Origin of the sequence: Streptomyces sp. NPDC006339 (genome assembly GCF_040612775.1) — a bacterium.
GTDB lineage: Bacteria > Actinomycetota > Actinomycetes > Streptomycetales > Streptomycetaceae > Streptomyces.
The window spans coordinates 208,054-230,728 of record NZ_JBEXQW010000001.1 but is presented as its reverse complement, the minus strand read 5'-3'; the positions used below and the strand labels follow the sequence as shown (position 1 = coordinate 230,728).

Genomic DNA, 22,675 nt, shown 5'->3' with positions numbered 1-22,675 from the left:
CGCAGGGGGTGCGACGGTCGGTTGCCGCACGGGACTCCCGCCGCGTTTCCCGCCGCGGCGGACCACCCGGCGCATGCCCGGGAACCGCCGGCGGAACGCGGCCGGGCCGGTCAGGAACCGCGGGTCGCCACGATCACCGTCGCGTACAGCTCCTCGTCCTCGACGATCCGGGCGGTCAGGCCCTGCGCCGTGACCGCCGCCAGGGCCTGCCCGGCCTGGCGCTCGCTGGTCTCCGACAGCAGGTGACCGCCGGGGGCCAGCCAGTCGACCGCCTCGGCCGCGACCCGGCGCAGCACGTCCAGGCCGTCCGAGCCGCCGTCCAGGGCGACCAGCGGCTCGTGGTCGCGGGCCTCGGGCGGCAGGAGCGGGACGTCGCCGCTCGGCACGTACGGCACGTTGGCGACCAGCACCTCGACCCGGCCGCGCAGCGCGCGCGGCAGCGGGGCGAAGAGGTCGCCCTCGTAGACCAGGCCGCCGCGCGGCTCCACGTTGCGGCGGGCGCAGCGGACCGCGGCCGGTTCGATGTCGGACGCGTGCACCTCGGCGCCCTCGACGGCGTCGAGCAGCACCGCGGCCGCCGCGCCGGAGCCGCAGCACAGGTCGACGCACACGGCGCCCGGCCGGGCCAGCGACACGGCCCGGCGCACCAGGAACTCCGTCCGCCGGCGCGGCACGAACACCCCGCCGTCGACCTCGATCCGCAGCCCCGCGAACTCCGCCCAGCCCACGACGTGCTCGAGCGGCAGGCCCGCGGCCCGCCGCTCGACCATGGCGTCGAGCTCCGCGGGACCCGCGGCCGCCGCGCCGAGCAGCTCCGCCTCCTCCTCCGCGAAGACACAGCCCGCGGCCCGCAGCCGCTCCACGACCTCGGGCTCAGACAAGCTGGGCCTCGATCGCCGCCACGATCTCCGGGGCGTCCGGCTCGGTGCGCGGGCGGAAACGGGTCACGACGCCGTCGCGGCCGATGAGGAACTTCTCGAAGTTCCACTGCACGTCCCCGGCCTCGCCCTCCGCGTCCGCGACCCGGGTCAGCTCCGCGTACAGCGGATGCCGCCCGGCGCCGTTCACGTCCGTCTTCTCCAGGAGCGGGAAGGTCACGCCGTAGGTCGTCGAGCAGAAGGTCTCGATCTCCTCCGCGCTGCCCGGCTCCTGGCCCGCGAACTGGTTGCACGGCACGCCGAGCACGGTGAAGCCGCGCTCCCCGTACTCCTTCTGCAGCCGCTCCAGGCCGGCGTACTGCGGGGTGAGACCGCACCGGGAGGCGACGTTCACGACCAGCACGGCCCGGTCGCGGAAGTCGGCGAGCGAGAGCGGCTCGCCGCTGAGGGTCGTGAGCGGAATCTCGTACAGGCTCATGCGCAGCTCCTCGTAGGAATGAGGTTTGATCTCAGCATGGGAGACGAACCGCTGGCAATCGAGATCGATTCCGCCCCGGAGCCCGGGGAGGGGCCGCGCCGCGTGTGGTGCCGGCTGTGCGGCCGGCCGCTGACCGGTGCCGCGTCCCGCCGCACCGGCCTCGGCCCCGCCTGCGACGCCAAGCTCCACCCGCCGGGCCCGGACATCCGCACCCGCCGCCACGAGGTCGAGCAGGACACCCTCCCCGGCGTCTAGAGCCGCCTGGGAGAGCGCCGGGCCGCCGCTACAGCTTCCGGAACAGGCCCTCCTGGACCACCGACACCAGCAGCCGGCCCTCGCGGTCGTAGATCCGGCCGCGCGCCAGGCCCCGGCCGCCCGTCGCGATCGGCGACTCCTGGTCGTAGAGGAACCACTCGTCGGCGCGGAACGGCCGGTGGAACCACATCGCGTGGTCCAGGGACGCCATGTCGAAGCCCCGCGGGCCCCACAGCGGCTCGATGGGGATGCGGACCGCGTCGAGCAGGGTCATGTCGGAGGCGTACGTCAGCGCGCAGGTGTGCACCAGCGGGTCGTCGCCCAGCGGCCCGACGGCCCGCATCCACACGGCGCTGCGTGGGTCCGCGTCCGTGACCTCCTCCTGCGTCCAGCGCAGCCGGTCCACGTACCGGATGTCGAAGGGCTGGCGGCGCGCCATCCGCTCCAGCGCCTCCGGCAGCGCGCCCAGGTGGTCGCGGATCTCGTCCGCGAGGTTCGGCAGGCTCTCCGGGTCGGTGAGGTGCCGGGGCGGCAACTGGTGCTCGAAGGCGCCCGCCTCCGGGAGGTGGAAGGAGGCCGTCAGATTGAAGATCGTCCGGCCCTCCTGGACGGCCGTGACCCGCCGGGTGGTGAAGGAACGCCCGTCGCGCACCCGCTCCACCTGGTAGACGATCGGCACGCCGGGGCGGCCGGGCCGCAGGAAGTAGGCGTGCAGCGAGTGCACCGGGCGGTCGTCGTCCACGGTGCGGCCGGCCGCCACCAGGGCCTGGCCGGCGACCTGCCCGCCGAAGACCCGTTGCAGCGACTCCTGCGGGCTGCGGCCGCGGAAGATGTTCACCTCGATCCGCTCCAGATCGAGCAGGTCCACGAGCCTCTCGGCGGGATTGGTCACCCTCGTCCTCCTCTACAACGTGCCCACGGACGTCACGCGCACGACCGCCCGGCCCTCCTCGTCCGAGGCCGCCAGGTCCACCTCCGCGCTGATGCCCCAGTCATGGTCGCCCTTCGGGTCGGCGAAGGTCTGCCGGACGCGCCACAGGCCGTGCGCCGGGTCCTCCTCGATGGAGAGCAGCTTCGGGCCGCGCGCGTCCGGGCCGGTGCCCAGGTCGTCGTACTCGTCCCAGTACGCGTCCATCGCCTCGCCCCACGCGTCGGCGTCCCAGCCGGACTCCGCGTCCAGCTCGCCCAGCTCGTCCACGTGGTCGAGCGCCGCCAGCTCCACCCGGCGGAACATCGCGTTGCGCACAAGCACCCGGAAGGCACGGGCGTTCGCGGTGACCGGCTTGACCTGGTCGGCCCGCTCCTGGGCCTCCTCCGCGGTCTCGACCTCCGGGTTGGCGAGCTGCTCCCACTCGTCGAGCAGCGAGGAGTCGACCTGCCGCACCATCTCGCCCAGCCAGGCGATCAGGTCCTCCAGGTCCTCCGTCTTCAGGTCGTCCGGGATCGTGTGGTCCAGCGTCTTGTACGCGCTCGCCAGATAGCGCAGCACGATGCCCTCGGTGCGCGCCAGCTCGTAGAAGGACGTGAACTCCGTGAAGGACAGCGCCCGTTCGTACATGTCGCGGATCACGGACTTCGGCGACACCGGGTGGTCGCCGACCCACGGGTGGGACTTGCGGTAGACGTTGTACGCGTGCCAGAGCAGCTCTTCGAGCGGCTTCGGGTACGAGATCTCCTGGAGCCGCTCCATGCGCTCCTCGTACTCGACCCCGTCGGCCTTCATCGCGCCGACCGCCTCGCCGCGCGCCTTGTTCTGCTGCGCGGCCAGGATCTGGCGCGGGTCGTCGAGGGTCGACTCGACGACCGACACCATGTCCAGGGCGTACGAGGGGGATTCCGGGTCGAGCAGGTCGAACGCGGCCAGCGCGAACGTCGACAGCGGCTGGTTGAGCGCGAAGTCCTGCTGGAGGTCGACGGTCAGGCGGATCGTGCGGCCCTCGGCGTCCGGCGTCTCCAGCCGCTCCACGACGCCGCCGTCGAGGAGCGAGCGGTAGATCGCGATGGCCCGGCGGATGTGCCGCAGTTGCGCCTTGCGCGGCTCGTGGTTGTCCTCCAGGAGCTTGCGCATCGCCTCGAAGGCGTCGCCCGGGCGGGCGATCACCGAGAGCAGCATGGTGTGGGTGACCCGGAAGCGGGAGGTCAGCGGCTCCGGCTCGGAGGCGATCAGCTTCTCGAAGGTGTTCTCGGTCCAGCCGACGAAGCCCTCCGGGGCCTTCTTCCTGACCACCTTGCGGCGCTTCTTCGGGTCGTCACCGGCCTTGGCGAGCGCCTTCTCGTTCTCGATGACGTGCTCGGGCGCCTGGGCCACCACGAATCCGGCGGTGTCGAAGCCGGCCCGGCCCGCCCGGCCCGCGATCTGGTGGAACTCACGGGCCCGCAGCGTGCGCACCCGGGTGCCGTCGTACTTGGTCAGGGCCGTGAACAGCACCGTGCGGATGGGCACGTTGACGCCGACGCCGAGGGTGTCCGTGCCGCAGATCACCTTCAGCAGACCGGCCTGCGCCAGCTTCTCCACCAGCCGCCGGTACTTCGGCAGCATGCCGGCGTGGTGCACGCCGATGCCGTGCCGGACGTAGCGGGAGAGGTTCTTGCCGAACTTGGTGGTGAACCGGAAGTTGCCGATCATCTCGGCGATGGCGTCCTTCTCCTCGCGCGAGCACATGTTGATGCTCATCAGCGACTGCGCCCGCTCCACCGCCTGCGCCTGCGTGAAGTGGACGATGTAGACCGGTGCCTGCTTGGTCTGGAGGAGTTCGGTGAGGGTGTCGGTGATCGGGGTCAGCCGGTACTCGTACGACAGCGGCACGGGCCGGGTCGCCGAGCGGACCACCGCCGTCGGCCGGCCGGTGCGCCGGGTGAGGTCCTTCTCGAACATCGACACGTCGCCGAGCGTGGCCGACATCAGGACGAACTGGGCCTGCGGGAGTTCCAGGAGCGGGATCTGCCAGGCCCAGCCGCGGTCCGGCTCCGCGTAGAAGTGGAACTCGTCCATGACGACCTGGCCGATGTCGGCGTCCTTGCCGTCGCGCAGCGCGATCGAGGCGAGGACCTCGGCGGTGCAGCAGATGACGGGCGCGTCGGCGTTCACGGAGGCGTCGCCGGTGAGCATGCCGACGTTCTCGGTGCCGAAGATCTTGCACAGGTCGAAGAACTTCTCCGACACCAGCGCCTTGATCGGCGCGGTGTAGAAGGTCACCTGGTCATTGGCCAGGGCCGTGAAGTGCGCCCCCGCGGCGACCAGCGACTTCCCGGAGCCGGTCGGGGTGGAGAGGATCACATTGGCCCCGGAGACCACCTCGATCAGCGCCTCCTCCTGGGCCGGGTAGAGCGTGATGCCCCGCTCCTCGGCCCATGAGGAGAATGCCTCGAAGAGGGCGTCGGGGTCGGCGGTCGGCGGCATCTGATCGATAAGGGTCACGCCCCCATCTTGCCTGGATTCCGCCCGGAGGAGGGAACCGGCCGACGGAACCAAGATCACGGAAGGATAGGCTGGTCCGTCGACCGGCGCCGGGCCGGTCGGCCGACCGGCCGTCAACTGGACGCCGGCGCGCGAGGAACGGGGCGGAACGACCATGATGGGACCGGCGCACTCGCTGTCGGGAGCGGCGGCCTGGCTCGGGGTGGGGGCGGCCGCGGCGGCGCTCGACCGCCCGATGCCCTGGCCGGTTCTGGTCGTCGGCGCGCTCCTGTGCGCGGGGGCCGCCCTCGCGCCCGACCTCGACCACAGGTCGGCGACGATCTCGCGCGCCTTCGGCCCGATCTCGCGGGGCCTGTGCGGGATCGTCGACACACTGTCGTACGCCGTCTACAAGGCCACCCGCTCCGCCGCCGACCCGCGCAGGTCCGGCGGCCACCGCACCCTCACCCACACCTGGGTGTGGGCGGTCCTGATCGGGGCCGGCTGCTCGGTGGCCGCGGTCACCGGCGGCCGCTGGGCGGTCCTGGCGATCCTCTTCGTCCACCTGGTCCTCGCGGTCGAGGGCCTGCTGTGGCGGGCCGCGCGGATGTCCAGCGACGTCCTGGTCTGGCTGCTCGGCGCGACCAGCGCCTGGATCCTCGCGGGCGTCCTCGACCAGCCGGGCAACGGGTCGGACTGGCTCTTCACCGGCCCCGGCCAGGAGTACCTGTGGCTCGGTCTCCCCGTCGTCCTCGGCGCCCTCGTCCACGACATCGGCGACGCCCTGACGGTCTCCGGCTGCCCGATCCTCTGGCCCATCCCGGTGGGCCGCAAGCGCTGGTACCCGGTCGGCCCGCCCAAGGGCCTGCGCTTCCGCGCCGGAAGCTGGGTCGAGCTGAAGGTCCTCATGCCGGCCTTCATGCTCCTCGGCGGCGTCGGCGGGGCCTCGGCGCTCGGCTTTCTGTAGGCCCGCTACCGGGCCGGGATCCAGCACCCGGCAGCCGGGCGGCCCACCCGTGCCGAGCGTCGGACCGGCGCCCGCCTCCCGGCTACCGGCCGGGGGCGGATCCGGGCCGGCCCGGTCCGCGCGACGGCAGGGTCTGCCGGTAGACGACGCTCGTCGTCGTGCTGCCGAAGCCCGCCAGCTCGTCCATGAGCGTCTCCAGGTGCTCCATGGACGTCGCGGCCACCTTCAGGGTGTAGCAGTCGTCGCCCGTGGTACGCAGGCACTCCAAGATCTCCCTGCGCTCGGCGAGCAGGCGCCGCAGCGGCTCGTGCCGGTTGCCCGGGTACTTGAGCCGGACGAGGGCGAGCACCGGATAGCCGACCTTCGTCAGGTCGACCACGGCGTGATAGCCGCTGATGACGCCCGCCGCCTCCAACTGGCGCACCCGCTCGGTGGTCGCCGACGGGCTGAGACTCACCCGCCGCCCCAGCTCGCTGATCGAGATCCGGGCCTCCTGCTGCAGTTGCTCGATGATCGCCCAGTCCACGGCGTCGAGATTCACGGTCATGCGCCGACACTACCGGGAAAGTCGCGGCGATCAGCCCTTATCGCAGGGAAGATCCTCTTCAATCGGCACTGATCACGGGGATAGCCTCCGGTCATGCGAATCGGCGTGAACGTACCGAACTTCGGCCCCGGGACGGACCCCGGCGTCCTGCGCGACTGGGCCCTCACGGTGGAGGCGCTCGGCTACGACCTGCTCATGGTGTCGGACCACGTGGCCGTCACCCCCGACGTCGCCGAGCGGTACCCGGAGCCGTTCCACGAAGCGTTCACCACGCTCTCCTGGCTCGCCGGCCTCACCACGCGTATACGGCTCGGCAGCACCGTAGTGGTACTGCCGTACCGGCATCCGCTGCTCGTGGCACGGACGGCCGCCACTCTCGACCGGCTCAGCGGCGGCCGGCTGGTGCTCGGGGTGGGCGTCGGCTGGGCGCGCCAGGAGTTCGAGGCGCTCGACGTGCCCTTCTCCGCGCGAGGCCGCCTCACCGACGACGCCCTGTGCGCCCTGCGCCGGGCATGGCGGACGGACGCCGGGGCGGGCGCCGTGCCGATCTGGGTGGGGGGCAACAGCGAGGCGGGCATCCGCCGCGCCGTCCGCTTCGGCGACGCCTGGCACCCGCTGCGGGGCACGCTCGACTGGATGCGCTCGGTCGTGACCCGGTACGAGCTGCCCGGCTTCGCGCCCCGCATCGCCCTGCGGCGGACCGGCACACCGGTCGACGCACCCGACCGCCCCGCCGGCGTCGGCACCCTCGAACAGATCCTGGACGACCTCGACCGGCTCGAGGGGCTCGGCGCCCACACCGTCGTACTCGACCCGTACCACGGCGACCCGGACGAGACCCGCAGACCCGAGCATGCCTGGCGGACTCTCACCGCCCTGGCCGACCACCGGAGGACAGCACCGTGATCACCCCCGCCGACGAGAGGCTGCTGCGCCGCGCGATCGAGATCGCCGCGCACGCCGTCACCCTGGGCGACGCGCCCTACGGCTCCCTGCTGGCCGGGCCCGACGGCACCGTCCTCGCCGAGGCCCACAACACCGTCCGGCGCGACGACGACATCACCGCCCACCCCGAACTGAAGCTGGCCCGGTGGGCGGCCCGCGAACTCGACCCCGACACGGCCGCGGACACCACGATGTACACGAGCTGTGAGCCCTGCGGCATGTGCGCCGGCGCCCTCGTCCGTTCCGGTCTCGGCCGCGTCGTCCACGCGCTGTCCACCGCTCAACTCGTCGCCCTCAACCCCGGGTCGGGAGCCTGGCCCACGGTACGGCAGGACGGCCCGGCCCTGTTCGACGCGGCCCGCGCACCGATCGAGTCCTACTACCGGGCCTGAACCGGCGCGGGCGGGCCGCTGCCGCCCCGTCCTCGCTACCCGTGCCAGGAGCGCCACAGCGCCGCGTACGCCCCGTCCGCCGCCACCAGCTCGTCGTGGCTGCCCAGCTCGCCGATCCGGCCGTCCTCGACCACCGCGATCAGGTCGGCGTCATGGGCCGTGTGCAGGCGGTGGGCGATGGCGATCACCGTGCGGCCGTCCAGGACGCGGGCCAGGGAACGCTCCAGATGGCGGGCCGCGCGCGGGTCCAGGAGCGAGGTGGCCTCGTCGAGGACCAGGGTGTGCGGGTCGGCAAGGACGAGCCGGGCCAGCGCGATCTGCTGGGCCTGCGCCGGGGTCAGGGCCAGTCCGCCCGAGCCGACCTCGCTGTCCAGGCCCTCGGCCAGGGCGCGCGCCCAGGTGTCGGCGTCGACGGCCTCCAGGGCCGCCCACAGCTCGGCGTCCCCGGCGCCCGCCCGGGCGAGCAGCAGGTTGTCGCGGAGCGAGCCGACGAAGACATGGTGTTCCTGGTTGACCAGGGCGACGTGCTCGCGCACCCGCTCGGCCGGCATCCGGGCCAGCTCCGCCGCACCGAGGGTGACGGTCCCGGAACGCGGGGCGTAGATGCCGGCGAGCAGCCGGCCCAGCGTCGACTTCCCGGCGCCGGACGGCCCGACCAGCGCGATCCGGGTGCCCGGGGCCACGTCCAGCGACACCCGGTGCAGCACGTCGACGCCCTCCCGGTAGCCGAAGCGCACCTCGTCGGCCCGCACCGCCCGCCCCTCGGGCCGCACGTCCGGATCACCGGCCCCGGGCTCGATGTCCCGCACGCCGACGAGCCGGCCCAGCGACACCTGGGCCACCTGGAGCTCGTCGTACCAGCGCAGGACGATCCCGATGGGGTCGACCAGCATCTGGGCGAGCAGCGCGCCCGTGGTCAGTTCACCCACGTCCATCCAGCCCTGGAACACGAAGGCCCCACCGACCAGCAGCACGGAGGCGATCACGACGGTGTGGGTGAGGGTGATCACCGGGAACAGCACCGAGCGCAGGAAGAGGGTGTATCGCTCCCACGCGGTCCAATCGGCGATCCGCCGGTCCGACAGCTCGATCCGGCGCGGGCCGAGGCGGTGCGCCTCGACCGTGCGGCCCGCGTCCACCGTCTCGGCGAGGGCGGCGGCCACCGCCGCGTACCCCGCCGCCTCCGAGCGGTACGCCGAGGGCGCCCGCCGGAAGTACCAGCGGCAGCCCGCGATCAGCAGCGGCGCGGCGAGCAGCAGCGCGAGCGCCAGCGGCGGCGCCACCACCGCGATGCCGCCGACGAGCAGCGCCGCCCACACCACGCCGATGACGAGCTGCGGCACCGCCTCGCGCATGGCGTTGGCCAGCCGGTCGACGTCCGTGGTGATCCGCGAGAGCAGATCGCCCGTCCCGGCCCGCTCCAGGACGCCCGGCGGCAGGCGCACCGAGCGCACCAGGAAGTCCTCGCGCAGATCGGCCAGCATCTCCTCGCCGAGGACCGCGCCGCGCAGCCGTACCAGCCGGACGAACACCGTCTGCACCAGGAGCGCGACGACGAACAGGGCGGCCGTGCGCCCCGGATGGAGCTCCCGGACGCCCGCCGTGAGGTCGTCGACGAGCGAGCCGAGGAGGTAGGGACCGGCCATCGAGGCGGTCACGGCGACGCCGTTGACGACGACGAGCGCCGCGAACGCGCCCCGGTGGCGGCGCAGCAGCCCGCGGACGTACGCCCGGACCGTCGCCGGGGTGCCGACCGGCAGGGTCGTCGCCGACCGCGGGGCGGCCGGGTCGTGGGCGGGCGGTGCCAGGCCGATCATGCCGATTCCCCTTCCAGTTCGCCCTGCCACTCTTCGTCCAGCTCGTCGGACCCGTCGCCGGGCCGCGCCCGCCCGGCGTTCCCGCGCGCGAGCTCCTCGTCGGTCTCGCGGGTGACGACCGCCCGGTAGCGGGGCTCACGGGCGAGCAGCTCGCGATGGGTGCCGACCGCGACCGCCGCACCGCCGTCGACGAGGACGACCCGGTCGGCCAGGTCGAGCAACAGCGGCGAGGAGGCCAGCACCACCGTCGTCCGCCCGGCCCGCAGCCGCTTGACGCCGGCCGCCACCCGGGCCTCGGTGTGCGAGTCCACCGCCGAGGTCGGCTCGTCGAGGACGAGGACCTCCGGGTCGGTCACCAGGGAGCGGGCCAGGGCGAGCCGCTGGCGCTGGCCGCCGGAGAGCGACCGGCCCCGCTCGGTGATCCGGGTCCGCATCGGATCGCCGCCGGTGTCCACGGACGCCTGGGCGAGGGCGTCGAGCACGTCCCCGCACCGGGCCGCCTCCAGCGCCCCGGCCGCCGTGACCCCGCCGGAGGACGGCACGTCGAGCAGCTCCGCCAGGGTGCCCGACAGCAGTACCGGGTCCTTGTCCTGTACGAGCACGGCGGTACGGGCGGTGTCGAGCGGCAGCTCGTCGAGCGGGACACCGCCGAGCAGCACCGAGGAGTGCTCCTCGCCCGGGTCGGCGGGATGGCCGCCGAGCCGGTCCGCGAGCCGCCCGGCCGCGTCCGGGTCGCCGCACACCACGGCCGTGAAGCGCCCGGCCGGGGCGAGCACCCCGGTCACCGGGTCGTAGAGGTCACCGCCCGGCGGCACCTCCCGCGCGGCGCCGTCCGCCGGCGTCGTCGTCCGGGCCAGGGCGAGCACCCGCGCGGTGCGCTTCGCGGAGGGCCGCGAGAAGGAGTACGCCATCGCGATCTCCTCGAAGGCGCGCAGCGGATGGTGGGTGAGCGCCACCGCCCCGTAGACCGTGACCAGTTCGCCGACCGTGATCCGCCCGTCGAGCGCCAGCCGCGCCCCGTACACGACGACGCCGAGGAGCAGCAGGCCCGGCAGCAGCACCTGGATCGCCGCGATCAGCGCCCACATCCGGGCGCTGCGGACGGCCGCGCGGCGGACCTCCTGGGAGGCGGCCCGGTAGCGGCCGAGGAACAGCTCCTCGCCGCCGATGCCGCGCAGGACGCGCAGCCCGGCGACGGTGTCGGAGGCCAGTTCGGTGGCCCGGCCGGCCTTCTCGCGCTGCTCGTCGGCCCGGCGGGTGGCGCGGGGCAGCAGCGGCAGCGCGGCGAGGGCGAGGACGGGGACGGCCAGCGCGACGACCGGGCCCAGGTCGGGCTGGTAGAGCACGAGCCCGACGCAGACGAGGACGAGGGCGACGGCGGCCGAGGCGAAACGGGAGACCGCCTCCACGAACCAGCCGATCTTCTCCACGTCACCGGTCGAGACGGCGACGACCTCGCCCGCGGCGACCCGCCGGGTCAGCACGGAGCCGAGCTCGGCGGTCTTGCGCGACAGCAGTTGCTGCACCCGGGCGGCGGCCGTGATCCAGTTGGTGACGGCCACCCGGTGCACCATGGTGTCGCCGGCCGCGATGGCCAGACCGAAGGCGACGAGCAGACCGATGCCGAGACCGAGCCGGCCCCCGTCGCGGTCCACGACGGCCTGTACGGCGAGGCCGACGCCCAGCGGCAGCCCGGCGATGCCCAGGTGCAGCAGCAGGCCCCACAGCAGGCAGCGCACCTGCCCGCCGAGCTGGCGCCGGCCGAGCCAGAGGAGGAACCGGGAGCCCGAACGGACGTCGGGTTCCCCCGGGTCGGCGTACGGAAGGTCACGAATCTGCATGGCGCCCCAAGCGCTGTCGGCCGGCGCCCTGACGACGGGCACGGCCGGTCCTGTGATGTCTCGCGTGAAATCTGTCCCTGCTCGGCCCGGACCGGTCAAGGCTCGCTCCGCCGGACCTCCGTCGGCAAACGATTTTCCGGCAACTCCGAGCACTTCGGGCCAAGCCGGCCCCCCGCCCTCTGGACCGCGCCCGCGGGAGCGCGCTTCACTCACGACCCATGAGACAACGGAAGATCATGAGCATGATCAGCGGCCTCACCCTGGCCGCCGGACTCCTGCTCGCCGCCCCCGCGGCCCATGCGGACGAGACCCCGGCCACCCCGCCGGCCGAGTTCACCACCGACTGGCACGACCCGCTCACCGCCGCACCCCCGATCACCACCCCGGGCACCCGGACCTGCGAAGTGACCCTCGCCGAGGAGCAGTTCCGGGATTTCACCCCGTACCGCGGCAGCTACACCCCGCCCGAGGAGTGCGGCGACGGCCGCTGGAACAAGGTGGTGCTGCGCCTGGACGGCACGGTGAAGGGCCGTCAGTACGACCGGCTCGGCCACCTCAGCCTCGGCGGCGTCGAGATCTTCCGCACCTCCACGCCCCAGCCCTCGCCCGACGGCATCGCCTGGTCCGTCGAGAAGGACGTCACCGCCTACCGCGACGTCCTCAGCCGCCCCCAGCCGGTCGAGATGCTCATCGGCAACGTCGTGAACGAGACCTACACCGGTGTCATCGACGTCCGCGTCACCCTCACCTTCCACACGGCGCAGGGCCGGGTGAAACCCGCGGCCGGCACCCCCGACCGGGTCCTCCCGCTCACCACCGGCACCCTGACCACCCCGCGCAACACCGAACGCCTCCTCGCCGAGGTGTACGCCACCGGCTCGGGCGGCGGCTGCGAGGAGTACTGGTACCTCACCGTCCCCGACGCGGCCCCCTACTCCTGCAAGGCCGGCGAAGGCCCGTACCGCGAGGTGCGGATCTCCGTCGACGGACGGCTCGCCGGCATCGCCGCACCCTTCCCGACCGTCTGGACCGGCGGCTGGTCCAACCCCTTCCTCTGGTACGTCACCCCCGCGCCGCGCGCCTTCGACGTCCAGCCGATCGTCTACGACCTCACCCCCTTCGCCGCGCTCCTCAACGACGGGCGGCCGCACCGCGTCGAGGTGAGCGTCGCCGGCGTGCCCGCCGGGCAGACCGGCTGGAGCACCCCCACCAACATCCTGCTCTGGCAGGACGAGGGCCGCGCCGTGGTCACCGGCGGCCTCGACCGGCACGAGGAGTCGGCGCCGCGCAACTCCTCGTCGTACACCGCCGGTTCGCCCCACCGGCTGGACACCGAGGGCGGTCACCGGCTGACCGTCGCCGGCCATCTGAACACCTCGCACGGGCGCGTCGACACCACCGTCACCCGCGTGCTCGACCACCGCTCCACGCACCGCTGGGGCGAGGGCGAGAACCCGGACGCGCTCACCGCGGCCTGGACCGACGACGAGACGGTCACCACCGGCCGGACCACCACCCGCACCCACCGCACGTACACCATGGACGGCGAGACCACCGTCGGCGCCGGCGACCGGCTGCGGACCGTGCTCACCCTCGGCGACCGGGCCCGCACCAGCGTCGTACGGGGCGGCCGCACCCTGTCGTGGTCCGTCCTCGACGACACCTACCGCGGTGACGCCACCTACACCACCGGCGTCCCGCGCGACCAGCGCCACGCGGTCGGCACCAGCTCCGAGCGCTACCGCAGTCACGGCTCCGGCGGCTGCTACGACCGTTCCCTGAAGATCGTCCAGGGCACCCTGGTCGAGGACCTGCGGCGCTGCTGAAAGCCGTGATGTCCGGGCCCCGCGCGGGGGCCCGGACACCCTGCGGACCGGGGTCTCGGGCTCGGCGGCTCAGGCGGGTCTGGCCGAGTCCACCCCCGAGCGGGCCCTGCGCCACTCGCCGCGCGTGAAGTCGGGGATGGGCTGCGGGGCGCCGCCCGCCTTGATGGAGGCGTGGCTCAGCGGCACGGGAGCGGTCCAGGTCGCCGCGTCGTACACGTCGAAGTCCGGGACGAGCCCCAGCCGCATGCACTGCGTCAGCCGGAACACCATGATGTAGTCCATGCCGCCGTGCCCGCCGGGCGGGTTGGCGTGCTCCTTCCACAGCCAGTGGTCGAACTCGCCCGCGTACGCGCCGAAGTCGCCCCACTGGTGGCCCTTGTGGTCCGGCTCCAGATAGATCCGGGCCGGATAGTCCTCGAAGACGCCCTTGGTGCCGCCCAGGCTGTTGATCCGGCTGTACGGGTGCGGGGTGGACACGTCGTGCTCCAGCCGGATCACCCGCCCCTTGGCCGTCTTGACCAGACTGATCGTCCGGTCGCTCTCGATGTACGACTCCTTCCAGCTCGGGTCGTTCTTCGGCATGTGGGCCGCCCGGTACTCGGCCAGGCCCAGCGCGGGCGTACCGAGGCTGGCGATGCTGACGGCCCGGTCCCCGGTTCACGTCCATGTAGTTGGCGACCGGACCGAAGCCGTGGTTCGGGTAGAGGTCGCCGCGCAGCCTGGTGTGCCAGAGCCGGCGCCACGGGCCCTCGTAGTACGTCGGCGAGAACATCAGCTCCCGCAGGTCGTGGTTGTACGCCCCGGCGCCGTGCAGGAGTTCACCGAACTTCCCGGCGTGCGCCATGCGCAGCACCCGCATCTCGTTGCGCCCGTAACAGCAGTTCTCCAGTTGCATGCAGTGCCGCCGGGTCTGCTCGGACACGTCGACGAGCTCCCAGAGGTGGTCCAGACGCATCGCGACCGGACACTCGACGCCGACGTGCTTGCCGTGCAGCATCGCCTGCTTCGCCTGCTCGAAGTGGAGGTCCCAGGGCGTGGCCACGTGGACGAAGTCGACGTCCGTGCGCTCGTACAGCCGCAGATAGTCCTCGGGGCCGCTCGCGTACACGGCGGGGGAGGGCTGACCCGCGGCGACGACCTGGGCGGCGGCCCGCTCGGCCTTCTCCTTCACCGGGTCGCAGACGGCGACCACCCGGACGCCGGGCAGGGCGAGATAGAGGCCGAGCATGCCGGCGCCGCGGTTGCCGAGACCGACCAGGGCGACCCGGACGGTGGAGCGGCCCTCGAACGGGACACCGGCCATGGTCGCGCCCCGGCGGGGCGGGGTCGCGAGGGTCTCCTCGGACGCGGGCGCCCCGGCCGGTGCCGCCGCCTCGGCGGAGCCCGTACCCAGGGCACCGAGCCCGAGTCCCGCGCCGGCCGCACCGGTGGTTCTGAGCACGGAGCGGCGGCTGGGGCGCGGGGGAGTGCTGTCGTTCATCGAACCTCCGATTGCGGTGCGTGCAGGGTGGGTTCATGAATCCCGAACAGGACCTTGGCCGCTGTTGCTCCTGATGTGCAAGGGCGCCGTTTGGACTTGTGCGCAGGGGTGGTTGGACTCTTCTCCTCCGGTTACCGGCCGGCGAGGGCGGCGGCGCGGGTCACGGCCGGGTGGCGCGCTCCAGCTCCAGCAGGGCCGAGCGGTACGGGCGGCCGGTCGCCCGCTCCATGCCGATCTCGCACATGCGGTTGGCGGAGAGGTGCGCGTCGAACGGCCGGGCCGTCACCTCCGCCGCCTCCCGGGCGGTGGCCGAGGCCGTCAGCTCCGGGTGCAGCATGCCGCGGTCGCCGGCGAACGCGCAGCAGCCCGCGTCGAGCGGCACGACGACCTCCTCCGCGCAGGCCCCCGCGAGCGCGGTCAGCCGGTCCTCGTCCCCCAGGTGCCGCATGGAACAGGTGGGATGGACCACCGCCGAGGCCACCCGGTGGCGCACGTCGAGCCGGGGCAGCAGCTCGTCCGCCGCCCACACGAGCGAGTCGACCACCGTCAGCGCCGCGTGCAACTCCCGGTTGTCGTCGGTGAGATACGGCACCACCTCCCGGGCGATGCCCAGCGTGCAGGAGGAGGCGTCCACGACCAGGGGCAGCGTGCCGCCGGCGGTCCAGCCCCAGGCGGCCGCCACGATCCGGTTGGCCATCACCTCGTTGCCGCGCGCGTAGCCCTTGGAGTGCCAGATCGTCGCGCAGCACGTGCCGGCCACGTCCTCCGGGATCCACACCGGCCGCCCGGCCCGCGCGGACAGCGCCACCACCGCCTCGGGCAGCGAGGGGCCGGGGTGGCCCGCCGGATCGCCGAAGATCCGGTTCACACAGGCCGGGTAGTAGACGGCGACGGCGGCCGGCCGGTGGGTGCGGGGCAGCCGGCGGGCCGCGGCGCCCGGGATCTCGGGCAGCCACTCCGGTACGAGGTCGGGGCGGACGGCCCGGCGCGCGAGGCCGGTCGCCGACTCCAGGAACCGGTCGCCGATCCGCTCGGCGGCGGCCACGGCGAGCCGCGCGGAGGTCTCCACGGCGCGGAAGTTCCGCGCGGCCAGCGCGGCGATCCGCTCCTCGCGCGCGGAGTGCCGGGCGTGCCGGAAGCCCTTCATCAGGGCGCCGGTGTCGATGCCGACCGGGCAGGCCAGCGCGCAGGTCGCGTCCCCGGCGCAGGTGTCGACCGCGTCGTAGCCGTACGACTCCAGGAGGCTCGTCTCGACCGGCGCGCCGTCCGCCTGCCGCATCATCTCCCGGCGCAGCACGATCCGCTGGCGCGGACTGGTCGTCAGGTCGTGGCTGGGGCAGGTCGGTTCGCAGAACCCGCACTCGATGCAGGGGTCGGCGATCGGCTCCACGGTGGGGATGGTCTTCAGGCCGCGCAGATGGGCCTGCGGGTCGCGGTCGAGGACGACGCGGGGGGCGAGGACGCCGTCGGGGTCGATGATCTCCTTGGTGCGCCACATCAGTTCGGTCGCCTTGGGCCCCCACTCCAGCTCCAGGAAGGGCGCGATGTTGCGGCCGGTGGCGTGCTCGCCCTTGAGGGAGCCGTCGAAGCGCTCCACGGTGAGCTTGCAGAAGTCGTCCATGAAGGACGCGTAGCGCTCGACGTCGGCCGGGTCGGCCGCGTCGAAGGCGAGCAGGAAGTGCAGGTTGCCGTGGGCGGCGTGACCGGCCACGGCGGCGTCGAAGCCGTGCCGGGCCTGGAGGTCGAGCAGCTCCGCGCAGGCTTCGGCGAGCCGGGCGGGCGGCACCGCGAAGTCCTCGGTGATCAGGGTCGTCCCGGAGGGACGGGAGCCGCCGACCGCCGTCACGAAGGCGCGGCGGGCCTTCCAGTAGCCGGCGATCGTCCCCGCGTCACGGGTGAAGGCGTTGCAGGCGTCCGCGACGGAGGGCACCGGGGCGACGAGCTCCAGTCCGGCCACCACCCGGGCCGCCGCCTCCTCGTACGCCGTCAGCGCGGCCTCGTCGGGCGCCCGGAACTCCACCAGGAGCGCCGTCGTCTCCCGGGGCAGCTCCGCCCAGTCGGCGGGTACGCCGGGGACGCGCACCGAGGCCCGCAGGGTGTTGCCGTCCATCAGCTCGACGGCCCGCGCCCCGGCCTCGGTGAAGCCGGGAACGGCGGCCGCGGCCGCCGGCAGGGAGGGGAGGAACAGCAGCGCCGTGGAGACCATGCGGTCCAGCGGGACGGTGTCGAAGACGACCTCGGAGATGAAGCCGAACGTGCCCTGGGAGCCCACCATCAGGCCGCGCAGGATCTCCGCCGGCGTGGCGCCGTCGAGGAAGGCGTCCAGGCGGTAGCCGTTGGTGTTCTTGAGCGTGTGCTTGGCGCGGATCCGGGCCGTGAGCTCCTCGTCCGCCTCGATCTCCGCCTTGACGGCCAGCAGGCCCGCGCACAGCCGGGGTTCGGCGCGGGCCAGTTCCTCGTCGGCGGCGGGGTCGGCGGTGTCGACGAGCGTGCCGCTCGGCAGCACGAAGGTGAGGGAGGCGAGGGTGCGGTAGGAGTCGCGGGTGGTGCCCGCGGTCATGCCGGAGGCGTTGTTGGCGACCACGCCGCCGAGCGTGCAGGCGATCGCGCTCGCCGGGTCGGGGCCGAGCACACGGCCGTACGGCGCCAGGGCGGCGTTCGCCCGGACGACCGTCGTGCCCGGCCGGATCCGGGCCCGGGCTCCGCCGTCGAGGACCTCGACGCCGGCCCAGTGGCGGCGCACGTCGACGAGGATGTCCTCGCCCTGCGCCTGCCCGTTGAGGCTCGTCCCGGCGGCCCGGAAGACCACCTCGCGGCCCTTGCCGTGCGCGTACGACAGGACGGCGGACACGTCGTCGACGTCCTCGGCCACCACGACCACCTGGGGCACGAACCGGTAGGGGCTCGCGTCGGAGGCGTACTTCACCAGGTCCGAGACGGTCGACAGCACCTTGTCCGGGCCGAGGAGGGCGACCAGCTCCTCCCGCAGGTGCTTCGGGGTGCCCCGGGACTGGAGGTCGGGCACCCGGTCGGGCGCCGCCCGCCGCTTCGTCCCGGCTCGCAGGGCCCGCGGGTTCGGCTCCAGTACGGGCATGGCCAGGGCTCCCCTCCGGCGCGACCGTGCCCTCGTCCCGGTGGCCCCGGTCTCAGCAGACCCGCTCCGGACCCCGGTCGACGAGGGCGGACAGCAGACCTCCGAGCACCTCGCGCTGTTCGACGGTCAGTGGGGCCAGCATGTCCTCTGCGGCGGCCCGGCGCGCGCTGCGCAGCTCCCTCAGCGTGTCGCGGCCGGCGTCGGTGAGCTCGATCCTGACCACCCGCCGGTTGGTCGGATCGGGCACCCTGCGCACCCGGCCGGCCGTCTCCAGACCGTCGACGAGGCTGGTCACCGCGCGGGGGACGACCTCGAGCCGGGCCGCGAGGTCGGCCATCCGGGGCGGCTCCTCGTAGTGCGCGACCGTGCGCAGCAGACGGGACTGCGCGGGGGTGATGCCGACCGGCTCCAGGTGGTGCTTCTGGATGCGGTGCAGCCGGCGGGTCAGGCGGAGCAGTTGCTCGGCGAGGAGGCCGTCGGGATCGGGGGTGGTCATGCGGGAACACTATCAGGACCATGTTCATTGTGAGCATAGGTAACAATGAGCTATGCTCTCATCGGTCACGCTCTCCCACCCGCGCAGGAGCCCATGCATCCGCACGACGAGTCCACCTGGACGCCACCCGCCCGCGACCCCCGGCAGCCCGAGGAGCCCGCCCAGTGGCGGCGCATCCTGCGGCTCTTCCGGCCCTACCGGGGCCGTCTCGCCGTCGTCGGCCTGCTCGTCGGCGCCTCGTCGCTGGTCACGGTCGCGTCCCCGTTCCTCCTCAAGGAGATCCTGGACACCGCGATCCCGCAGGGCCGCACGGGGCTGCTCAGCCTGCTCGCCGTCGGCATGATCCTCACCGCCGTGACCTCCGGCGTCTTCGGCGTGCTCCAGACCCTGATCTCCACCACCGTCGGCCAGCGCGTCATGCACGACCTGCGCACCGCGGTCTACGGGCGGCTCCAGAAGATGCCGCTCGCCTTCTTCACCCGCACCCGCACCGGCGAGGTCCAGTCCCGGATCGCCAACGACATCGGCGGCATGCAGGCGACGGTCACCTCGACCGCCACGTCCCTCGTGTCCAACCTGACCGCGGTCGTCGCCACCGTCGCCGCCATGCTCGCGCTGGACTGGCGGCTCACCCTCGTCTCGCTGCTCCTGCTGCCCGTCTTCGTCTGGATCAGCCGCAGGGTCGGCCGCGAGCGCAAGCGGATCACCACCCGGCGGCAGAAGCAGATGGCCGCCATGGCCGCCACCGTCACCGAGTCCCTCTCCGTCAGCGGCATCCTGCTCGGCCGCACCATGGGCCGCGCCGACTCCCTGACGAAGTCCTTCGCGGAGGAGTCCGAGCGCCTCGTCGACCTCGAAGTGCGCTCCTCCATGGCGGGCCGCTGGCGGATGTCCACCATCGGCATCGTCATGGCCGCCATGCCCGCGCTCATCTACTGGGCGGCGGGCCTCGCCCTCCAGGCCGGCGGCCCCACCGTCTCCCTCGGCACGCTGGTCGCCTTCGTCTCGCTCCAGCAGGGCCTGTTCCGGCCCGCCGTCAGCCTGCTCTCCACCGGCGTGCAGATCCAGACCTCCCTCGCCCTGTTCCAGCGGATCTTCGAGTATCTGGACCTCCCTGTCGAGATCACCGAACCGGCCGAGCCGGTGCGCCTGCCGAAGGTCTCCGGCGAGGTCGCCTTCGAGAAGGTCGGCTTCCGTTACGACGCCGAGGGCGAGGGCCGGCCCACCCTCGACGGCATCGACCTCACCGTCCCGGCCGGCGGCAGCCTCGCGGTCGTCGGCCCCACCGGCTCCGGCAAGTCCACCCTCAGTTACCTCGTGCCCCGGCTCTACGACGTCACCGACGGCCGGGTCACCCTCGACGGGGTCGACGTGCGCGACCTGGATTTCGACACCCTCGCCCGGGCCGTCGGCGTCGTCTCCCAGGAGACCTACCTCTTCCACGCCTCCGTCGCCGACAACCTGCGCTTCGCCAAGCCTGACGCCACCGACGAGGAGATCGAGGCCGCCGCCCGGGCCGCCCAGATCCACGACCACATCGCCTCCCTCCCCGAGGGCTACGACACGCTCGTCGGCGAGCGCGGCTACCGCTTCTCGGGCGGCGAGAAGCAGCGCCTCGCCATCGCCCGCACCATCCTGCGCGACCCGCCCGTGCTGATCCTCGACGAGGCGACCAGCGCGCTCGACACCCGTACCGAGCACGCCGTGCAGCGGGCCATCGACGCGCTCTCCGCCGGACGCACCACCATCACCATCGCCCACCGGCTCTCCACCGTCCGCGACGCCGACCAGATCGTCGTCCTGGAGGCGGGCCGCATAGCCGAGCGCGGCACGCACGAGGAACTGCTCGCCCTGGACGGCAGATACGCGGCACTGGTGCGCCGGGACGAACGCACGAACGTGGGAGCGGATGTTCCCCAGAACGTGTGATCGTGCCGGTTTTCATTGCCCCGCTCCCGTGGGGCGGCTGATGATGACGGTGCGCAAGCGACGGGCTGCAGACCGCGACTGCGCAGTCCCACAGCAGTTCCGCACAAGGAGAGAGCACCACCATGAACGTCATCACCGACCTGCTCGCCGGCGTCCTCCACTTCCTGGGCTGGCTCGTCTGATCCTCACGCCCGGCAGGTAGGCGGCGCCGTCGGTCCCCCGTCCCAGGGGACCGGCGGCGCCGCCGCGTGCGTGGGTCCCCGGATTCGCGGACGGACCGGGTTAGCGTGCGGCCATGTCGTATCGGTCCTGGCAGCCCGAAACCCGTCGCCGCCGGCCCCGGCTCACCGGGCGCGGCAAACTCGTCCTCCTCCTCGGCGGCGCCCTGACCGTCGCCGCCGCGCTCACGGTGTCGCTGCTGCTGGTGCTCGGCGGTGAGACCACCGAGCGGCCCGCCCCCGAGAAGCAGCGCACCCTCCTCATCCCGGAGGGCTGGCGCGGCGGTGAGGTGTACGCCGCCGTCGACCGCTCCCTCGGCCTCCCGGCCGGCACGGCCCGCAGGGTCGCCCAGGCGCCGGCCACCGGCCTCGCCCTCCCGCCCGCCGCCGGTGGCAACCCCGAGGGCTATCTCTTCCCCGCGACCTATCCGGTGCGGAAGACCACGACCCCCGAGGCCCTGCTGCGCTACATGGTCGACACCGCGGGGAAACGCTTCGGCACCGCGCGGATCGCGGAGGGGGCCCGGCGGCACGGGATGAGCGTCCACCAGACGGTCATCATCGCCAGCATCGTGCAGGCCGAGGCCGACACCCCCGAGGACATGGGCAAGGTCGCGCGGGTCGTCTACAACCGGCTCGCGAAGGGGATGCCCCTCCAGATGGACTCGACCATCAACTACGCCCTCGGGCGCGACACCGTCGACACCACCCACCAGGACACCCGCATCGACAGCCCCTACAACACCTACGAGCGCGGGGGACTGCCCCCCTCGCCCATCGGGAACCCGGGCGAGCAGGCCATGAGCGCCGCCGTCGATCCGGCGCCGGGCGACTGGCTCTACTTCGTCACCGTCCGGCCCGGAGACACCCGCTTCACCGCCGACTACTCCGAACACCTCGCCCACGTGGCCGAGTTCAACGAGCAGCGACGGGCTGCCGGGAGCCCGGGGAGCTCCTGAGCAGCGTCCTGATCCCGGCGACCGCCGCGCGGCCGGCCCGGTTCGCGCCGATCGTCGACGCCGAGGGGCCGTAGCCGACGAGGTGGACGCGCGGGTCCCGTACTGCCCGGGTCCCCTCGACGCGGATGCCGCCGCCGGGCTCGCGCAGCCGCAGCGGGGCGAGATGGTCGATCGCCGCCCGGAAGCCGGTCGCCCACAGGATCACGTCCGCGTCGACGGTCCGGCCGTCGTCCCAGGCCACGCCGGTCGGGGTGATCCGGTCGAACATCGGCAGCCGGTCCAGGATCCCGCGCGCGCGTGCGGCGCGGACGGCGTCGTTCAGCGGCAGGCCGGTGACCGACACCACGCTCCGCGGCGGCAGCCCCCGCCGCACCCGCTCCTCCACCAGGGCGACGGCGGCCCGGCCCTCGGCCTCGCCGAACGGGCCCTCGCGCCAGACCGGCTCGCGCCGGGTCACCCAGGTGGTCCCGGCGGCCACCTCGGCGATCTCCATCAGGTGCTGGGTCCCCGAAGCACCACCGCCGACCACGATCACCCGCAGGCCGGCGAAGGCGTCCGGCCCGGGGTAGCCGGCCGTGTGCAGTTGCCGGCCCCGGAAGGTCTCCTGCCCCGGGTAGCGGGGCCAGAACGGGCGGTCCCAGGTGCCGGTCGCGTTGATCAGGGCCCGGGCGGCGTAGCCGCCCTCGGAGGTCTCGACGAGCAGCCGCCCGTCCTCGCCCTCGCGGACCGCGCTCACCTCGACCGGCCGGTGCACCCGCAGGCCGAAGGCCGCCTCGTAGTCGGCGAAGTAGTCCCCGATCACCTCGGACGACGGACGGTCCGGATCGGCGCCGACGAGCTCCTTGCCGGGCAGCGCGTGCATCCCGTGGACCTTGCCGTACGTCAGCGAGGGCCAGCGGAACTGCCAGGCGCCGCCCGGCCGCGGGGCGTGGTCGAGGACCACGAAGTCCCGGTCGGGCTCCAAGCCCGTACGCCGGAGGTGGTAGGCCGCGGACAGACCGGCCTGACCGGCACCGACGACCACGACGTCCACGTCCCGTACCCCGACGCCCTGCGACCCGAAATCGTTCACGATTCCACTAACCGTGGCGGGTGCGGGCTTCTTCCCGGCTCTCCCCGGCTGCGGGGGACGGCGAGGGCACGGCAGGATGGGCTC

17 protein-coding genes and 1 pseudogene are annotated in these 22,675 nt (G+C 73.5%); 7 read left to right on the top strand and 11 right to left on the bottom strand.

The genetic code is table 11. The features are described 5' to 3' along the window. Positions 1–110: 110 nt before the first annotated feature. Together ABZ135_RS01065 and ABZ135_RS01060 are read right to left on the bottom strand one after the other, a co-directional pair. Complete coding sequence (locus ABZ135_RS01065; protein ID WP_356690453.1) at positions 111–881, bottom strand: putative protein N(5)-glutamine methyltransferase; 771 nt, start codon at positions 879–881, stop codon at positions 111–113. Then, entirely contained in the window at positions 874–1,356 is a 483-nt protein-coding gene (locus tag ABZ135_RS01060; protein ID WP_356690452.1) for a glutathione peroxidase, read from the bottom strand. The genes ABZ135_RS01065 and ABZ135_RS01060 overlap by 8 nt, the downstream gene beginning before the upstream one ends. A 36-nt stretch (positions 1,357–1,392) precedes the next feature. On the opposite strand from ABZ135_RS01060, the gene ABZ135_RS01055 reads away from it, so the two are divergent. Next, positions 1,393–1,611: a DUF6011 domain-containing protein gene (locus tag ABZ135_RS01055; RefSeq protein ID WP_356690450.1), complete on the top strand. Its 219-nt coding sequence runs from the start codon at positions 1,393–1,395 to the stop codon at positions 1,609–1,611. Positions 1,612–1,639: 28 nt separating this feature from the next. On the opposite strand, the gene ABZ135_RS01050 is transcribed toward ABZ135_RS01055, so the two are convergent. Then, entirely contained in the window at positions 1,640–2,503 is an 864-nt protein-coding gene (locus tag ABZ135_RS01050) for an acyl-CoA thioesterase II (RefSeq protein ID WP_356690448.1), read from the bottom strand. Positions 2,504–2,515: 12 nt separating this feature from the next. Continuing rightward, positions 2,516–5,089, bottom strand: a complete 2,574-nt coding sequence (locus ABZ135_RS01045) for a DUF3516 domain-containing protein (RefSeq protein WP_356690446.1) — start codon at positions 5,087–5,089, stop codon at positions 2,516–2,518. Between the two features lie 94 nt (positions 5,090–5,183). Between ABZ135_RS01045 and ABZ135_RS01040 the strand changes: the two genes are divergently transcribed. Next, positions 5,184–5,975, top strand: coding sequence for a metal-dependent hydrolase (locus tag ABZ135_RS01040; RefSeq protein WP_356690444.1), 792 nt, complete (start codon positions 5,184–5,186; stop codon positions 5,973–5,975). Between the two features lie 82 nt (positions 5,976–6,057). Here ABZ135_RS01040 and ABZ135_RS01035 read toward each other — a convergent pair whose 3' ends face one another. Next, positions 6,058–6,522, bottom strand: a complete 465-nt coding sequence (locus tag ABZ135_RS01035; protein WP_356690442.1) for an Lrp/AsnC family transcriptional regulator — start codon at positions 6,520–6,522, stop codon at positions 6,058–6,060. A 93-nt stretch (positions 6,523–6,615) separates the two neighbouring features. On the opposite strand from ABZ135_RS01035, the gene ABZ135_RS01030 reads away from it, so the two are divergent. After that, a complete protein-coding gene (locus ABZ135_RS01030) occupies positions 6,616–7,428 on the top strand; it encodes an LLM class flavin-dependent oxidoreductase (RefSeq protein WP_356690440.1) in 813 nt (270 codons plus the stop codon). Next, positions 7,425–7,859 carry a nucleoside deaminase gene (locus ABZ135_RS01025; RefSeq protein WP_356690438.1) on the top strand — a complete coding sequence of 145 codons (435 nt, stop codon included), beginning with the start codon at positions 7,425–7,427 and terminating at the stop codon, positions 7,857–7,859. The genes ABZ135_RS01030 and ABZ135_RS01025 overlap by 4 nt, the downstream gene beginning before the upstream one ends. 35 nt (positions 7,860–7,894) lie before the next feature. Here ABZ135_RS01025 and ABZ135_RS01020 read toward each other — a convergent pair whose 3' ends face one another. Further along, positions 7,895–9,676 (bottom strand): ABC transporter ATP-binding protein, encoded by a 1,782-nt coding sequence (locus tag ABZ135_RS01020; RefSeq protein WP_356690436.1) that lies wholly within the window; start codon positions 9,674–9,676, stop codon positions 7,895–7,897. After that, a complete protein-coding gene (locus tag ABZ135_RS01015) occupies positions 9,673–11,517 on the bottom strand; it encodes an ABC transporter ATP-binding protein (protein ID WP_356690633.1) in 1,845 nt (614 codons plus the stop codon). Before ABZ135_RS01015 ends, ABZ135_RS01020 begins: the two co-directional genes overlap by 4 nt. Positions 11,518–11,735: 218 nt before the next feature. Here ABZ135_RS01015 and ABZ135_RS01010 point away from each other — a divergent pair, with 218 nt between their 5' ends. Continuing rightward, on the top strand, positions 11,736–13,343 hold the full coding sequence (locus tag ABZ135_RS01010; protein WP_356690434.1) for a peptide-N4-asparagine amidase: 1,608 nt from the start codon (positions 11,736–11,738) through the stop codon (positions 13,341–13,343). A 69-nt stretch (positions 13,344–13,412) separates the two neighbouring features. Here the strand turns inward: ABZ135_RS01010 and ABZ135_RS01005 are convergent. From ABZ135_RS01005 to ABZ135_RS00995, 3 genes and pseudogenes are all read right to left on the bottom strand, one after another. After that, positions 13,413–14,823, bottom strand: a pseudogene (locus ABZ135_RS01005) (Gfo/Idh/MocA family oxidoreductase). Between the two features lie 160 nt (positions 14,824–14,983). Next, on the bottom strand, positions 14,984–17,917 hold the full coding sequence (locus ABZ135_RS01000) for an FAD-binding and (Fe-S)-binding domain-containing protein (RefSeq protein ID WP_356690432.1): 2,934 nt from the start codon (positions 17,915–17,917) through the stop codon (positions 14,984–14,986). A 52-nt stretch (positions 17,918–17,969) separates the two neighbouring features. Beyond that, entirely contained in the window at positions 17,970–18,413 is a 444-nt protein-coding gene (locus ABZ135_RS00995; RefSeq protein ID WP_356690430.1) for a MarR family transcriptional regulator, read from the bottom strand. A gap of 93 nt (positions 18,414–18,506) precedes the next feature. On the opposite strand from ABZ135_RS00995, the gene ABZ135_RS00990 reads away from it, so the two are divergent. Then, entirely contained in the window at positions 18,507–20,342 is a 1,836-nt protein-coding gene (locus ABZ135_RS00990; protein ID WP_356690428.1) for an ABC transporter ATP-binding protein, read from the top strand. Positions 20,343–20,637: 295 nt separating this feature from the next. Beyond that, positions 20,638–21,519 carry an endolytic transglycosylase MltG gene (gene mltG / locus ABZ135_RS00985; protein ID WP_356690426.1) on the top strand — a complete coding sequence of 294 codons (882 nt, stop codon included), beginning with the start codon at positions 20,638–20,640 and terminating at the stop codon, positions 21,517–21,519. Here mltG and ABZ135_RS00980 read toward each other — a convergent pair. Then, the gene (locus ABZ135_RS00980) at positions 21,476–22,591 is read right to left on the bottom strand and encodes an NAD(P)-binding domain-containing protein (protein ID WP_356690424.1); all 1,116 of its coding nucleotides are present in this window, start codon (positions 22,589–22,591) and stop codon (positions 21,476–21,478) included. The genes mltG and ABZ135_RS00980 overlap by 44 nt on opposite strands. Between the last annotated feature and the right edge of the window lie 84 nt (positions 22,592–22,675).

Bases quoted from the DNA above. Each gene is read 5' to 3' on its own strand.
- ABZ135_RS00990 (WP_356690428.1), top strand. From the start codon at position 18,507: ATGCATCCGCACGACGAGTCCACCTGGACGCCACCCGCCCGCGACCCC.
- ABZ135_RS01000 (WP_356690432.1), bottom strand. From the start codon at position 17,917: ATGCCCGTACTGGAGCCGAACCCGCGGGCCCTGCGAGCCGGGACGAAG.
- mltG (WP_356690426.1), top strand. From the start codon at position 20,638: ATGTCGTATCGGTCCTGGCAGCCCGAAACCCGTCGCCGCCGGCCCCGG.
- ABZ135_RS01035 (WP_356690442.1), bottom strand. From the start codon at position 6,522: ATGACCGTGAATCTCGACGCCGTGGACTGGGCGATCATCGAGCAACTG.
- ABZ135_RS01040 (WP_356690444.1), top strand. From the start codon at position 5,184: ATGATGGGACCGGCGCACTCGCTGTCGGGAGCGGCGGCCTGGCTCGGG.
- ABZ135_RS01010 (WP_356690434.1), top strand. From the start codon at position 11,736: ATGAGACAACGGAAGATCATGAGCATGATCAGCGGCCTCACCCTGGCC.
- ABZ135_RS01030 (WP_356690440.1), top strand. From the start codon at position 6,616: ATGCGAATCGGCGTGAACGTACCGAACTTCGGCCCCGGGACGGACCCC.
- ABZ135_RS01055 (WP_356690450.1), top strand. From the start codon at position 1,393: ATGGGAGACGAACCGCTGGCAATCGAGATCGATTCCGCCCCGGAGCCC.
- ABZ135_RS01015 (WP_356690633.1), bottom strand. From the start codon at position 11,517: ATGCAGATTCGTGACCTTCCGTACGCCGACCCGGGGGAACCCGACGTC.
- ABZ135_RS01060 (WP_356690452.1), bottom strand. From the start codon at position 1,356: ATGAGCCTGTACGAGATTCCGCTCACGACCCTCAGCGGCGAGCCGCTC.
- ABZ135_RS01020 (WP_356690436.1), bottom strand. From the start codon at position 9,676: ATGATCGGCCTGGCACCGCCCGCCCACGACCCGGCCGCCCCGCGGTCG.
- ABZ135_RS00995 (WP_356690430.1), bottom strand. From the start codon at position 18,413: ATGACCACCCCCGATCCCGACGGCCTCCTCGCCGAGCAACTGCTCCGC.